Source organism: Levilactobacillus tongjiangensis, from assembly GCF_003946345.1.
Classification (GTDB): Bacteria; Bacillota; Bacilli; order Lactobacillales; family Lactobacillaceae; genus Levilactobacillus; species Levilactobacillus tongjiangensis.
Genome location: NZ_RHNY01000006.1, coordinates 71,037 through 85,035 on the forward strand (window position 1 = coordinate 71,037; position 13,999 = coordinate 85,035).

Annotated in this window: 10 protein-coding genes; all 10 read left to right on the forward strand. The window is 52.8% G+C overall.

What is annotated here, in order from left to right; all coding sequences use genetic code 11:
- Window positions 1–13 precede the first annotated feature (13 nt).
- The 10 genes from smc to EKM75_RS04820 all read left to right on the forward strand — a co-directional run bounded on the left by smc (window position 14) and on the right by EKM75_RS04820 (window position 13,855).
- On the forward strand, window positions 14–3,568 hold the full coding sequence (gene smc, locus EKM75_RS04775) for a chromosome segregation protein SMC (protein ID WP_125692549.1): 3,555 nt from the start codon (window positions 14–16) through the stop codon (window positions 3,566–3,568).
- The gene (ftsY, locus tag EKM75_RS04780) at window positions 3,568–5,040 is read left to right on the forward strand and encodes a signal recognition particle-docking protein FtsY (protein WP_125692551.1); all 1,473 of its coding nucleotides are present in this window, start codon (window positions 3,568–3,570) and stop codon (window positions 5,038–5,040) included. Before smc ends, ftsY begins: the two co-directional genes overlap by 1 nt.
- Before the next feature lie 459 nt (window positions 5,041–5,499).
- On the forward strand, window positions 5,500–5,841 hold the full coding sequence (locus EKM75_RS04785) for a putative DNA-binding protein (protein ID WP_125684023.1): 342 nt from the start codon (window positions 5,500–5,502) through the stop codon (window positions 5,839–5,841).
- 19 nt (window positions 5,842–5,860) lie between these two features.
- Complete coding sequence (gene ffh, locus EKM75_RS04790) at window positions 5,861–7,309, forward strand: signal recognition particle protein (protein ID WP_125692553.1); 1,449 nt, start codon at window positions 5,861–5,863, stop codon at window positions 7,307–7,309.
- Window positions 7,310–7,756: 447 nt separating this feature from the next.
- Window positions 7,757–10,405 (forward strand): cation-translocating P-type ATPase, encoded by a 2,649-nt coding sequence (locus EKM75_RS04795; protein ID WP_125692555.1) that lies wholly within the window; start codon window positions 7,757–7,759, stop codon window positions 10,403–10,405.
- Between the two features lie 31 nt (window positions 10,406–10,436).
- Window positions 10,437–11,612: an ATP-binding protein gene (locus tag EKM75_RS04800; RefSeq protein WP_125692557.1), complete on the forward strand. Its 1,176-nt coding sequence runs from the start codon at window positions 10,437–10,439 to the stop codon at window positions 11,610–11,612.
- A gap of 3 nt (window positions 11,613–11,615) precedes the next feature.
- Window positions 11,616–12,929, forward strand: a complete 1,314-nt coding sequence (locus EKM75_RS04805) for a vWA domain-containing protein (protein WP_125692559.1) — start codon at window positions 11,616–11,618, stop codon at window positions 12,927–12,929.
- Complete coding sequence (locus EKM75_RS04810; RefSeq protein WP_125692561.1) at window positions 12,926–13,222, forward strand: hypothetical protein; 297 nt, start codon at window positions 12,926–12,928, stop codon at window positions 13,220–13,222. Before EKM75_RS04805 ends, EKM75_RS04810 begins: the two co-directional genes overlap by 4 nt.
- Before the next feature lie 87 nt (window positions 13,223–13,309).
- Window positions 13,310–13,585 carry a 30S ribosomal protein S16 gene (gene rpsP, locus EKM75_RS04815; protein WP_020088982.1) on the forward strand — a complete coding sequence of 92 codons (276 nt, stop codon included), beginning with the start codon at window positions 13,310–13,312 and terminating at the stop codon, window positions 13,583–13,585.
- A gap of 9 nt (window positions 13,586–13,594) precedes the next feature.
- Window positions 13,595–13,855, forward strand: coding sequence for a KH domain-containing protein (locus EKM75_RS04820; protein ID WP_125692563.1), 261 nt, complete (start codon window positions 13,595–13,597; stop codon window positions 13,853–13,855).
- Window positions 13,856–13,999 lie beyond the last annotated feature (144 nt).

The window sequence follows — 13,999 nt, forward strand, 5'->3', positions numbered from 1 at the left end:
AGGATGACTAACGATGCGGTTAAAGACATTAGAAATAAGTGGGTTCAAGTCCTTTGCGGATAAGACTCGAATTGACTTTTTGCCGGGAATGACTGGCATCGTCGGCCCCAACGGAAGTGGTAAGAGTAATATCTCTGAAGCTGTCCGCTGGGTTTTGGGGGAGCAGTCTGCGAAGAGTCTACGGGGGAGTAAGATGCCCGACGTTATCTTTGCGGGTTCGGCAGATCGGCATCCACTGAATAGAGCGGCGGTATCCATTACGCTGGACAACAGTGACCACTATTTAAAGAGCGACTATACTGAGCTCACACTGAGTCGAGTCTTGTACCGCAACGGTGAGAGCGATTACCAGTTGAACGGTCAGAGTTGCCGGCTAAAGGACATCACGGAGCTCTTAATGGATTCCGGGATGGGCCAGGACTCCTTTTCAATTATTTCTCAGGGGCGGGTCGAGGCCATTTTTAACAGCAAACCTGAGGAACGACGCAGCATTGTAGAAGAAGTGGCCGGCGTTTACAAGTACCGCAAGCACAAGGAAAAAGCGCAGCGGGAACTAGACGATACGATGGCGTATCTGCACCGGGTGGAGGATATTATCGCTGAGCTCGAGGGACGCATTCAACCCTTGGAAGAACAAAGCAACTTGGCGCAAGATTATCTGGACCAACAGAAGCGGTATGCTCTGTTGGACCGAACGCAATTGGTGCGGCAACTGCATGCGGAGCTCGAACAAAAGACGGCGACCGATACCCAGGTTCAGGAAAAACAGGATCAAGTAGCGACTCACCAAAACGCTGAACAAGCGCAGACCGCTACCGTGCAAGGGTTAAAACAACAACAGGCAGCGCTGTTAGGTCAGAAAGACACCTTACAGGCTAAACTAGTTACCGCTACACAACAGGTGGAGCAGAGTCAAGGCCAACTCAATTTGTCCGGTGAGCAACAAAAGCATCAGGATGAACAACGCCAACGGCTGACCAACCAATTAGCTGAGTTGCAAGAACAAATTAAGCAAAATGAGGCGTCAGTAAAAAACGCGCAAGAGTCAGTCAGCGAACTCGCTGCAGCCATGAAAACTGCTAAGGAAGAGGCCCGCCAACTGACCCATGATACGGATCCGAAGACCTTGACGAACCTGCGACAAAAGTTGGAGGACTTGCGCACAACTTACTTCGATCAGAAGCAAAGTGTGGCTAACTGGCGGAATCAACAACAGTATTTGCAACAGAACCAGGAGCGCCTGCAAAAACAGGGGAAACGAGTGGCTAAGCAACTGGCCGAACTTAAGGAACGGGCGCAGACTGCACAGTCTGCGGCGACGACTTTAACGCAACAGGCACAGGAGAAAAAGGACGCCCTTAATCAGGCGGAACAAGCTCTGGATGCCGAGGCCGGTCAGTACCAACAACATCAACAAAACTTTCAAAAATTGCAGCATAATTGGCAAGCTGCTCTGGAGGTCTACCAGCGCGCGCAGACCAAGGCTGCTAGTCAGCAGGCTTCTTCGGCCGAATACGGAGGCTTTTACCAGGGTGTTCGGGCGATTCTGAAGCAACGGGAGCACTTCCGGGGATTACTGGGAGCGGTGTCTGAACTGCTACAGGTCCCTGAACGCTATACGACGGCCGTAGAGTACGCTTTAGGCGGTCAGCTGCAACAAGTGGTCGTCGACGATGAAACGACCGCTAAGGCGGCTGTCGGCTATCTGAGAGAGCACCGGGCCGGTCGGGCGACCTTCCTGCCACTGAGCACAGTGCGGGGCCGGCAAATTGACCACAGCACCCTGCAACTCTTACACAGCATGTCTGGTTTCCTCGGCGTGGGAAGTGACTTGATCAAAATTGATCAGTCCGCTCAGGCAATTCTTGGGTATTTGCTGGGAACGACGATTCTTGCTGCCGATTTGGACAGCGCCGTCGCCATCAGTCAACGCATCCATCACCGCTACCGAGTCGTCAGTTTAGCTGGAGACGTGGTCAGTGCGAGTGGGGCCATTACTGGGGGGCAGTCGCGTCAGAGCCACAGCAGTGTGTTGCGGCAACAACAGGAACTCCAACAGCTGCAAACGTCGATTCAAACCATGCAGCAGCAGTTGAATGCTCAGGAAGCGAAAATCAAAGCCGAACGGTCGGAACTTCAGGCCAGCGAGCAACGTAGCCAAGCACTACAAACGACAATCAATGAGTTACAGCCGCAGTGTCGTCAGTTAGATGACGACCTAGCCACGGCTAAAACCACGTTGGAACAGGCTAACCGTCAGGTCCAAGCGGCTGAGTTGGAGATTCAACAGGCTAAGGACAGCGACGCGGATCAACAGGATAGTCAATTGGCTCAGCAAATCAGCACCGGTGAGCAACAGGTTGAAACGACTGAGCAGGCCGTCAAACAGCTGCAACAGCAAATCACCATGGTCACCGCCGAACAGTCTCAGAAGCAAGCGGCATTGACCGCTAAGCAGACGTGGCTGGCCGGGGCCAAAGAGCGCCATCAACAACAGACCAAGGCACTACAGACATTGCAGGATACGATTTCAACCGATCAACAAGCTGTGGCTGATGTGACGGCTAGCCTGCAACGATTGGCTGAGCAACAGGCCCAGACGCCAGCCGATGCCGAAGCCCAGTTAAAGCGGGCTCAGGCTGATCGTCAGGCAATCGAAACGCAGTTGGCAACGACTAACGATGCGTTGACGACGGCGAACGATGCGTTGGCTGCGGCTGAGGAAGCCAATCAGCGGACCACGGGGTTGCTGCAACTGGCTAACGATGAGTTGCAACAAGCACAAATCAAACAGACCCGGTTGTCATCCTTGATCGACCAGCAACAAAATCAATTATCTGAAAAGTACCAGTTGAGTCTGGCCACCGCTGAACAAGACGTTAGTGATATGCCAGCCGATGATTTAGCCGTCCAGTTGAAGCTACTGAAGCGGGGGCTGGATGAAATTGGGCCGGTCAATCTCAATGCGATTGATGAATATCAGGAAGTGAAGGAACGTTATGACTTCCTGACTAAGCAGCGAGACGACCTTTTGACGGCCAAGGAACAGTTAAACACGACCATGACGGAATTGGATGGCCAAGTAAAGCGCCGGTTTAAGCAAAGCTTTGACGCCATTGCGGCTAAGTTTACAGCAACCTTCCGCCAGATGTTTGGCGGGGGAACGGCCGAATTAGTTTTGACCGATCCGGACGACCTCCTGACCACTGGAATCGACATCATGGCCCAGCCACCTGGCAAGAAGTTCCAGAACATGGGGCTCCTTTCTGGGGGTGAACGGGCGTTGACGGCCATTACACTACTGTTTGCCATTTTACAGGTGCAACCCGTGCCGTTCTGTATTCTGGATGAAGTGGAAGCCGCGTTAGATCCCGCTAACGTGACGCGGTTTGCCCGCTACATCCACCAATTCCAAGATCAAACGCAATTTATCGTGATCACCCACCGGAAGGAAACCATGGTGCAAGCCGATATTCTTTACGGGGTGACCATGCAAGAGTCCGGCGTCTCCAAGATGGTCGCCGTGGACCTTGACCAAGAAACCACTCAGGAAAGGAAGCAATCCTAATGGGATTATTTGATATTTTTCGTCGCCGGGCTAAGAAAGAACCCGCAAGCCAGGCTAGTGAAGCGCCAGTAGAAACGCCTACGAGTGAAATACCCGTTGAGTCTAGCGTGGCTAACGATGCGGGGATGGCAACAGCCCCATCGTCCTCTGCGACTGGACAACCTGAATCGACTGATGAGGTGGCATCGTCTGACGCGGCACCAGTTAGTTCTGCGGTTACTAGTGAAGCACCAGCCACTAGCACGGCGGCTACTGAACCGGCTAGTGTTGCGGCAACTAGTGCTGCTGAAGCTTCAGTGGCAGCCAATGTTCCGGTATCTTCTGAACCAGTTGTCAACAGTGCTGCACCGTCAGTAGACGATCCAGCTACTGATGAAGTGGCCGCCACTACTGAAGATGGTGTAACTAGTGAAGCACCAACTGAGAATCAGCCGGCTGAAGAGTCTTCGGTCGACAAGGCTAAGGAAGACTCACCAGCCACGAAGACTGATGATTCTGAAACCGGTGAACCGGCCGAAAAGACCGATGAACAGCTCTACGACAAGGGGTTGGAGAAGACGCGCAAGACGTTCGGTGAACGCCTGAACGCTTTACTGGCTAACTTCCGCCACGTGGATGAAGGCTTCTTCGATGACCTTGAGGAAACCCTGATTGGCGCCGACGTTGGTTTCGACATGGCCGTTAAACTCAGTGATGAGTTACGCGATGAAGTAAAATTACAAAATGCTAAAAAGTCCGCCGACGTTCAAAACGTCGTGGTTGAAAAACTGGTTGAAATCTACGATGCGGCCGGTAACGATGAAAGTACTGCGCTGAACGTGGCCAGCTCTGGTCCAACCGTGATCCTATTTGTCGGGGTCAACGGGGTCGGGAAGACGACGACGATTGGGAAGATGGCGAACCGTTACCATCAAGACGGCAAGAAGGTCTTACTGGCCGCTGCCGATACTTTCCGGGCCGGGGCGACTGAACAGTTGGATGTCTGGGCCAAGCGAGCAGACGTGGATATTGTGACGGGCAAGCCACAATCAGATCCCGCTGCGGTAGTCTTCGATGCCGTGAAAAAGGCGAAGGAAGAGGATTACGACATTCTCTTCGTCGATACCGCTGGTCGGCTGCAAAATAAGGTCAACTTGATGAATGAGTTGGCTAAGATGAAACGCATCATTACCCGTGAAATTCCAGATGCGCCACACGAAGTCTTGCTGGTACTGGATGCCACGACTGGTCAGAATGCCTTGACTCAGGCCAAACTCTTTAAAGAATCAACCGATGTGACCGGTATTGTCCTGACTAAGTTGGATGGGACAGCCCGTGGGGGAATTGTTTTGGCCATTCGTAATGAACTCCACGTACCGGTGAAGTTTATTGGGTTGGGTGAACAGATTTCTGACTTGCGGCCGTTTGATCCCAACGAGTTTGTTTACGGGTTGTTCAAGGGCCTGATCGATGTTAAAGCATTGGAGAAGTAGTGCACAAAATGGCTGGGGTGACGAAGGCTCTAACCGTGGTGATGCCTACATTTACCTCGAACCTGCTAAGTAAAATTTCTTTGTGATGTAGAATTTAAAAAGATGAAGTGAACTTGGAGATTACTCCCGAGTCCGCTTCATCTTTTTAAACCTTGTGAATAAACTGTTAGGGTTCCTCAAAGTTAACACACGTTAATTAATCATTTGTGATAAAAAGATGCGTCCTTTTTCGCTCCGAACGTAAATAGTCGCAACGGGCGACAAACGGTAGTCATCTCCGCTTAACTCAGACGGATAAACATTTTGAGATCAGGAGTATTCGTCTATCTATGTTAAGGCCTATTGACTAACCGCCTTGTCTTCTACTCTCTAGTTACCGTAAAGTACGCGAAAAAAATTGACGAAACCGCTAAAAATCAGTATTCTAGTAGAGTGTGTAACTATGTGGGAGGACCAATCATGGAAATCGAAAAAAACTATCGAATTAATTCCCTATTTGCGTTCTACCAACCGTTGTTGACCGCGAAGCAGAACAACTATATGCAACTGTATTACGGTGACGACTATTCTTTGGGTGAAATTGCTGAAGAATTCAACGTCAGCCGGCAGGCGGTATACGATAATTTGCGACGAACCGAAAAAATCCTCGAAGATTATGAGGGTAAACTGCATCTCTATCAAGAATTTACAGCGCGCAATCAACAGGCTGATGAAATTCAGTCGTACGTGGCGGCTAACTACCCCCACGATGCCAAATTGAATCGGTTGGTTGCGGGTTTAGAAAATCTAGAAGAACAATGAAAGTTAGGTGGCAATACGAATGGCGTTTGAAGGATTAACCGAACGACTACAAGGCGCAATGCGCAAACTACGGGGCAAGGGCCGCGTTTCCGAAAGTGATTTACGGGAAACGATGCGTGAGATCCGGTTGGCTTTACTCGAAGCCGACGTTAACTTTACCGTGGTCAAGGACTTCGTCAAGCAGGTCCGTGACCGGGCGATGGGGGCCGACGTCCTCGAAGGACTGAACCCAGCGCAACAAATCGTCAAAATTGTTGACGAAGAATTAACTAAAACGATGGGGGAAGAAGCCGTTCCCCTGAATAAGTCCGACAAGATTCCAACGATCATCATGATGGTTGGGCTTCAAGGGGCCGGGAAGACGACGACTGCCGGCAAGTTGGCTCTAAAGCTGAAGAACGAAGAAAACGCTCGGCCATTAATGATTGCCGGCGATATTTACCGGCCAGCCGCCATTGACCAATTGGTCCAGGTGGCTGAAGGTATCGACGTGCCCGTCTTCCAGTTGGGGACTGACGTTGACCCCGTAGAAATCGTGCGGCAAGGGCTGGCTCAGGCTGCTGAAAATCACAACGATTACGTGATCATTGATACCGCTGGTCGGTTACAAATTGATGAACAATTGATGGATGAATTGGCCAACATCAAAGCGTTGGCCCATCCTGATGAAATTCTGTTGACCGTTGATGCGATGACTGGGCAAAACGCCGTCGCAACTGCGGAAGGATTTAACGAAAAGCTGGACGTGACCGGGGTCGTCTTGACCAAGTTAGATGGGGACACCCGTGGTGGTGCCGCACTGTCTATCCGGGCCGTGACTGGCAAGCCAATCAAGTTCATTGGTCAAGGGGAAAAGATGACCGACCTGGATGTCTTCCATCCAGACCGGATGTCGTCTCGGATCTTGGGGATGGGGGATATGCTTTCCCTGATTGAAAAGACCCAGAAGGAATACGACGAGAAGCAGGCCAAGGAATTGACCGAAAAGATTCAAGAAAACTCGTTTGATTTCAACGACTTTTTGGACCAAATTGCCCAGATTCAGAAGATGGGGCCAATGGAAGACCTCATGAAGATGATTCCAGGGATGGCCAATAACCCAGCCATGAAGAACGTGCAAATGGATCCTAAGGATATGGACCACCTGAAGGCCGTCGTGTATTCCATGACGCCACAGGAACGGACTAATCCGGATTTATTGAACCCTTCACGCCGGCGACGGATCGCTGCTGGGGCTGGTCGGCCAATCCACGAAGTTAACCGGATGATCAAGCAGTTCAACCAGATGAAGAAGACCATGAATCAGGTCTCCAAGGGAAACATGTCTGGTATGGAACAGCTGATGGGTAACACCGGTATGGGTGGCGGCGGTATCAGTGGCCGGATGCAAAAGATGGCCATGAACCGGATGTCTCGCCAGATGAAGAAGAATAAGAAGAAGCGGTTGAAGCGTAAGAAGCGCAAGTAGACCGTGCTGATCGGGAACTCGGTGCCAGAAGACTGGTGCTGAGTTCCTGTTTTTTTAACGGTATAATATTGGCGGCCTTTGAGCCGCTAAACCCCGTTGGGATGGGGTTAGGCGACAAGAAATCAGTTAACATTCATGGCAGTTACTTATCGACATAATAAGTATTATTAACATTTATTAGGCTATTTATGTAGACGGCGTCAAAAAATTCCGGTATACTATCCTCACAGCAACCATAAGGGAGTAACTAGCAGAACGATTCTGCGGCAATACCCGTCAGCAAGATTTTTTTGGCAGCATGGCTTATGAGCCGCCAATCCGGGATTGTCTTAAATAGTGAGACTTATGTGTGTTCACAATTATTTGTGTGCACGCGTAGGTCTCATTTTCTTTTAGCCAAGGCCAAGAGAAAATGAGCTTACCGTACACCTCAGGAGGAAATGCCATATGGCAAAAATGCCGATGTATCAGCAGACAGTCGACGCAATCTACCAGGACTTACAGACTAGCGAGCAGGGCCTGACTGACGCGCAAGCTCAAGCACGATTGGCGCAGCACGGGCGTAACGCCCTTAACCAACAGAAGACAACGTCGATGCTGCAGAAATTTATCGCACAGTTCAAAGATTTTATGATTATTGTGTTGTTGGTAGCGGCCCTGATTGCTGGGTTGACTGGCGAAGTGGTCGACGCCGTGATCATCCTCATTGTGGTGGTTCTGAACGCCATCTTTGGGGTCTTTCAGGAAGCCAAGGCGGAGGAAGCCATCAGCGCTCTGAAAGAGATGTCAGCCCCTAACGCCACCGTACAACGGGATGGTCAAATCTTGACGGTCAAGAGCGACGAGTTGGTAGTCGGCGACATCGTCTTGCTAGAGGCGGGGGACATCATCCCCGCCGACCTGCGACTGATCGACGTGGCCTCCCTCAAGGTCGAGGAATCCGCCCTGACCGGGGAATCCGTGCCAGTGGAAAAGGCCGCCGGCACTCTGGCAGCCGCTGACCTCGCCATTGGGGACCGAACCAACATGGCCTTTATGAACAGTAACGTTACCTATGGTCGGGCCACCGGGGTCGTCGTTGCCACTGGGATGCAGACGGAGGTCGGTCGTATCGCTGGCATGATCGAAGCCGCCGATGAAACCACCACGCCGCTACAGGCCAACTTGACGCAGTTAGGGAAATCACTCACCATTTTAATTCTGGTGATTGCCGCGATTGTTTTTGGCATGGGGATGTGGCGTCAAGCTGAGAGCCTGATCGACATGTTATTGACTGCCATTTCGCTCGCCGTGGCCGCCATTCCTGAGGGCCTGCCCGCCATCGTGACGATTACGTTGGCTTTAGGGACGCAACGGATGGCCAAACGGCACGCCATTGTCCGGAAGTTACCCGCCGTTGAAACGTTGGGGAGTACGGACATCATTGCTTCGGATAAGACTGGGACACTGACGCAAAATAAGATGACGGTGGAAAAGGTCTACGAAAACCTGGACTTACTAGACGCACACAGCGTAGATTTTGACCAGGAGAATCGACTGGCGCAGGTCATGATTCTCAGTAATGACACTAAAATTACCACGGATGGCTTGGCTGGAGACCCGACCGAAACGGCGTTGGTTCAGTATCAGCTGGACCGGCAGTATCCGGTGGAACGGGTCCTAGCCGACCGGCCCCGGGTCGCCGAAATTCCGTTTGACTCCGAACGTAAGCTCATGTCCACGGTGCATCCGTTGGCGGATGGTCGCTACCTGATTGCCGTCAAGGGTGCGCCCGATGAACTGTTAAAGCGGGTGACGCGGGTGAGCTTGAACGGTGAAATCAACCCGTTCTCCGCTGCCCAACGCACGATGGTGCTTAACACCAATCATGACATGGCGACACAGGCCTTACGGGTCCTGGCGTTTGCCTACCGCATCGTGGATGAGGTTCCGACAGAGATGACGTCCACCAACGTTGAAAATGACCTGATTTTGGCCGGGATGGTCGGCATGATCGACCCTGAACGACCAGAAGTTGCTCAAGCCGTGGCCGATGCCAAGTCCGCCGGAATTCGACCACTGATGATTACCGGTGACCACCGAGATACGGCCGCAGCGATTGCGACGCGGCTGGGGATCATCGACAAGGGTGAGACCGACGCGGTGATCACCGGGGCCGAGTTGGACGACATGGACGATGACACATTTGCAAAAAAAGTGGGCGACTACGCGGTGTACGCACGGGTCGCGCCAGAACACAAGGTTCGTATCGTGAATGCCTGGCAGAAGCACGGTAAGGTCGTGGCCATGACCGGGGATGGGGTCAACGATGCTCCCGCCCTGAAGGCCGCCGATATTGGTATCGGGATGGGAATCACTGGGACCGAGGTTTCCAAAGGGGCCAGTGATATGGTCCTGGCCGACGACAACTTCTCCACCATTGTGGTGGCGGTCGAGGAGGGCCGGAAGGTGTTTGCCAACATTCAGAAAGCCATCCAGTACCTGCTTTCCGCCAACCTGGGGGAAGTACTGACACTCTTCATGATGACCATGCTGGGTTGGCAGATCTTAGCGCCCGTGCATATCCTGTGGATCAACCTGGTGACCGACACGTTGCCAGCGATTGCCTTAGGGGTCGAACCCATGGAAAAGAATATTATGCAGCAAAAACCACGGGGCCGACAGTCGAACTTCTTCTCCGGTGGGGTCTTCGGTGGTATCGTCTACCAGGGCCTGCTGGAAGGGGCCATTACGTTAGGCGTCTACTGGTTAGCCATTACCTACCCCGTGCATCAGGCGACGCAACTGGCCCATGCCGATGCCTTGACCATGGCCTTTGCGACGTTAGGGTTGATTCAACTGTTCCACGCCTTTAACTCCAAGTCGATTCACGGGTCCATCTTCACGGTTGGTTTGTTTAAGAACAAATTCTTCAACTGGGCCATTGTGATTGCCTTTGCCCTGTTAGCCATGACCATTCTGGTGCCTGGCTTAAACAGCATGTTCCACGTTGCTCATTTGGATGGTTTCCAATGGGGCATTGTTCTCCTGGCTTCGTTTCTGATGATCGTTATCGTGGAAATTGTTAAATTCTTCCGACGTCGCGTGTTAAAATAAAGCATCGTGTTATTTGGAAGGAGCGGTTTAGGTGGCATTGACTTATCAGGCCTGTTTACAGGCAACTCAGGTAATCTTAGCAAGTGGCAGCGTGCCAACAATCGTGGGTGAGGCCGGTATCGGAAAATCCGCGTTAGTGGCCGACTTAGCGGCACAACGCCAGGCAAAACTTTTCACGACGGTCGTGAGTTTAGTGGAAAAGGGCGACCTAGTGATTCCAGTCCCGCCACTGACCGCCGATTCCTTCGTGCAAACGGCCCAGTACGGCTCATTAGCCGACGTGCAGTTTGGGTACTCCCACACGTTGGTTGCCATGATTCGCTATGCCGAGGCGCACCCGCAACAGGAGATCATCTGGTTTTTGGATGAGTTCAACCGGGGGTCGCAGGCCGTTCAAAGCGAGCTGATGAACTTGGTGTTGCAACGGCAGATCAATACGCTGAAATTACCCGACCAGGTGCACCTGCTCCTAGCTGAAAATCCGGATGCTACAATGGCCGGCTTTGCCCAGAGCCACTACGGAGTCACCCCCGGGGATGCGGCCATTGCCGACCGAACGACGCGCCTGGTCCTTCAGGCGGATACTGCTTCATGGTTGCAGTGGGCGACGACGGAGGTTGCTGGTCAACCCCGTGTGACACCACTGGTCACGCAGTATCTGACTGAGAATCCGGCGGACTTGCACGTGGTGGGCGTAGACAACGCTACCGACGATGACCTGCAACCCACACCACGGGCCTGGGAACGGGTCTCGCGGGCGGTGCAGGAACTTGACGCACAGCATCTCTTTAATCAGTCAGCAGTCGTGGCGGCCATCATGCAGGGGAATTTGGGCATGACGGTCGGCACGGCTTTTGCTGGTTTTCTGACGCAACACCGGCCGGGCCTCACGGTCGAACAGGCGATGACTTTACCAGATGCAGTGGCGACGATGAAGACGCTCTCAGCGGCACAACAGCAACAGATTCTACAGAATTGCTTGCAGTCCAGTGAGCGGCCGTTGACTCGTAACGAAAATGGTCAGCGGTTTGCAGACCTATTAGCCGTTTGTCCGGCCGATGGCCAGTTTGCAATTGCCCAGACCATGGCGGATCAAGCAGACTTGTTGGAAAATTTGGCGGCGGCTCAGACCGCCCATCCTGGGGTGGCTCAGTTGTATGGCTTACTGACACAGATTGGGTTGCGCGGTAGCCAAATCGAGGTGTAGATCATGACCAGTTTGACGCAAGACTTAGAACGTGTGCGGCGGGCGACCGGTGAAGACGCGGTTGCCGTCACGCGGGTTCTCTACCACAATTCGGTGATGTACCTCTTACAACACGATCCCTTCTACGGCCGGGCACTCAGCCGACTTACGCTGCGATTAGAAGCGGGTGCTACGCCCATTGCCTTAACTGCAGCGGTGTCGGAATGGCAAGTGGCCGTGAGTCCCACAGCCATCGTTCAGACTGATTGGACGGGGGCACAGTGGTTGGCGATGCTCCGGCACACCGTGTTGCACCTGCTGTGGCAGCATCCGACCCGTTACGCTCAGGCCGTGCAGACATCTGCTCAGGCCGGGCTAGTTCGGTGGGCCACGGATGCGGCAGTCAATGACTATCTAACTGATTTGCCCGCCCAAGCGGTGACCAGTCGCCGATTAGCGGCCGTTATGGGTCGACCTGTGGCGCCGCAACAGGATTCAGCCGTTTACTTGCGGCAGCTGCGGACGTGGCAAGCCGACCACCGGGCCACCGACCAGCAGTTAGCCGCTGGTGGCCCGGGCCGTTTGCCAGAGCTACCGGTTCAGGATGGTCACACGGGCTGGTCAGTGGCTGTTGATCAAGACGCTGCCAGCCGGGAACAGTGGCGTTCAGACCTCTTCCAGAGTGCCAGCACGGCTCTGTCCGCGAAGCAGCGGGGAACGTTGCCCGGTAGTATCCGAGCGGCACTGACACCCATTGTGGCTACTCAGCCGTTGGATTGGCGGAGCTTATTGAAACGGGGACTGGGACAGGTTCCAGCAGGCCGGCAACCGGCGTACGGTCGGTTCAATCGTCGCCAACCGATGCGGATGGAGCTACCCGGAGAAATCGTCCAAACGTGGCGTAAGGTCGCTGTCTTTTTGGACGAGTCCGGTTCCATGGGCAATCGGGAGGTTAGTTACCTATTAGGTCAATTGACGTCACTGTTGGCCGTTTACCCGGCCCAGGTGACCGTCTACCCGTTTGATACGGTCGTTGACCTCACCCACAGTTTTACGCTGGAGAGGCGCCCACAGCAGCTAATCCGGACGGGTGGGGGTGGCACCCGATTTCAAGCAGTTTTGGATGCATTGCCCCGAATTATGGCGGGGAATGTGGGACAACTGGTGATTATCTTGACGGACGGTTATGGGGAGCAAAAATTGCGACCGACATTGCCCGCGACACTGGTGTGGTTATTGACGAGCCCAGTTAGCCAATTCTCGGTGCAACAAGCACCAGGAACCGTCGTGAGTCTAGCAGCTGATCCACAGTGGCAACGGTTAAGGAGACAGAAATGAGACAGACTTTAACGGCATTTGAATTACGAGCGGTCATTAAGCAAACGGCGGTCTATCGCAATGCCCGGGCCATCTTGGATGGTGAATGGGCGGCACGGGCTGAAGAGAATCCACTCTTTCAAGCACCGATTACCGTGGCCGACCTGACCTTCGCCCGGGACCTGCAGGTGGTTGAGCCATCTGAAAAGGGACTAGATTTTGATGATTACGGGTCCGTGCAGAAATGGATCGCGGTAAATCGGCAGTTCTTGACGACCGATGATGTGGCTTGGTTACGCCAGGATTTTGATTAATTTCAAGGTGTAAAGAAAAAACCCTTTACATCATATCTATAAACTGGTATATTATTATTCGTTGAAAGAAATACAGGAGGTGTCTACATGTCAGTTAAGATTCGTTTAAAGCGGATGGGTTCAAAGAAGCGCCCATTCTACCGGATTGTGGTTGCCGATTCACGGAGCCCTCGTGATGGTCGTTTCATCGAACAAGTTGGAACGTACAATCCAGTTACCCAACCAGCTTCAATCACGTTGAAGGAAGAATCTATCATGAACTGGTTGAACAACGGTGCTCAACCTTCAGATACGGTTAAGACTTTACTTTCTAACGCGGGTATCATGAAGCAATACCACGAAGCTAAGTACACTAAGAAGTAGTGATTAGCGATGACCGATTTTAAGGCATTAATTCTAGCAATTGTTAGCCCACTCGTTGAACATCCGGAAGACCTGGTGGTAACGCCGGTCGAGACGGAACGGTTCTACGAATATCGGTTAGCCGTGAACCCCGATGACGTCGGACGGGTAATCGGTAAACAAGGCCGTGTGGCGCAGGCGATTCGTACGATCGTCTACAGCGTCCGTGTGCAAGGTAATAAACGGGTGCGACTCATCATTGATGACCGCCCGACAAAGACTCTCGAGTGAGGCGGCAACGTTTCCTCGAGTTTTTTTGTACCATCAAGTTGGCGCTCTCCGGTGGCCAGGGGCGGTGCCTACTGTGGGGACGCTTCAGCCAAAGAACGGGCTTCTCGCTTGTTTTTTAGCCACGCAGACCACGTGTCTGAAAGA

Excerpts from the sequence above, each read along its gene's own strand:
- smc (WP_125692549.1), top strand. The coding sequence starts at position 14 with ATGCGGTTAAAGACATTAGAAATAAGTGGGTTCAAGTCCTTTGCGGAT.
- ftsY (WP_125692551.1), top strand. The coding sequence starts at position 3,568 with ATGGGATTATTTGATATTTTTCGTCGCCGGGCTAAGAAAGAACCCGCA.
- EKM75_RS04785 (WP_125684023.1), top strand. The coding sequence starts at position 5,500 with ATGGAAATCGAAAAAAACTATCGAATTAATTCCCTATTTGCGTTCTAC.
- ffh (WP_125692553.1), top strand. The coding sequence starts at position 5,861 with ATGGCGTTTGAAGGATTAACCGAACGACTACAAGGCGCAATGCGCAAA.
- EKM75_RS04795 (WP_125692555.1), top strand. The coding sequence starts at position 7,757 with ATGGCAAAAATGCCGATGTATCAGCAGACAGTCGACGCAATCTACCAG.
- EKM75_RS04805 (WP_125692559.1), top strand. The coding sequence starts at position 11,616 with ATGACCAGTTTGACGCAAGACTTAGAACGTGTGCGGCGGGCGACCGGT.
- EKM75_RS04810 (WP_125692561.1), top strand. The coding sequence starts at position 12,926 with ATGAGACAGACTTTAACGGCATTTGAATTACGAGCGGTCATTAAGCAA.
- rpsP (WP_020088982.1), top strand. The coding sequence starts at position 13,310 with ATGTCAGTTAAGATTCGTTTAAAGCGGATGGGTTCAAAGAAGCGCCCA.
- EKM75_RS04820 (WP_125692563.1), top strand. The coding sequence starts at position 13,595 with ATGACCGATTTTAAGGCATTAATTCTAGCAATTGTTAGCCCACTCGTT.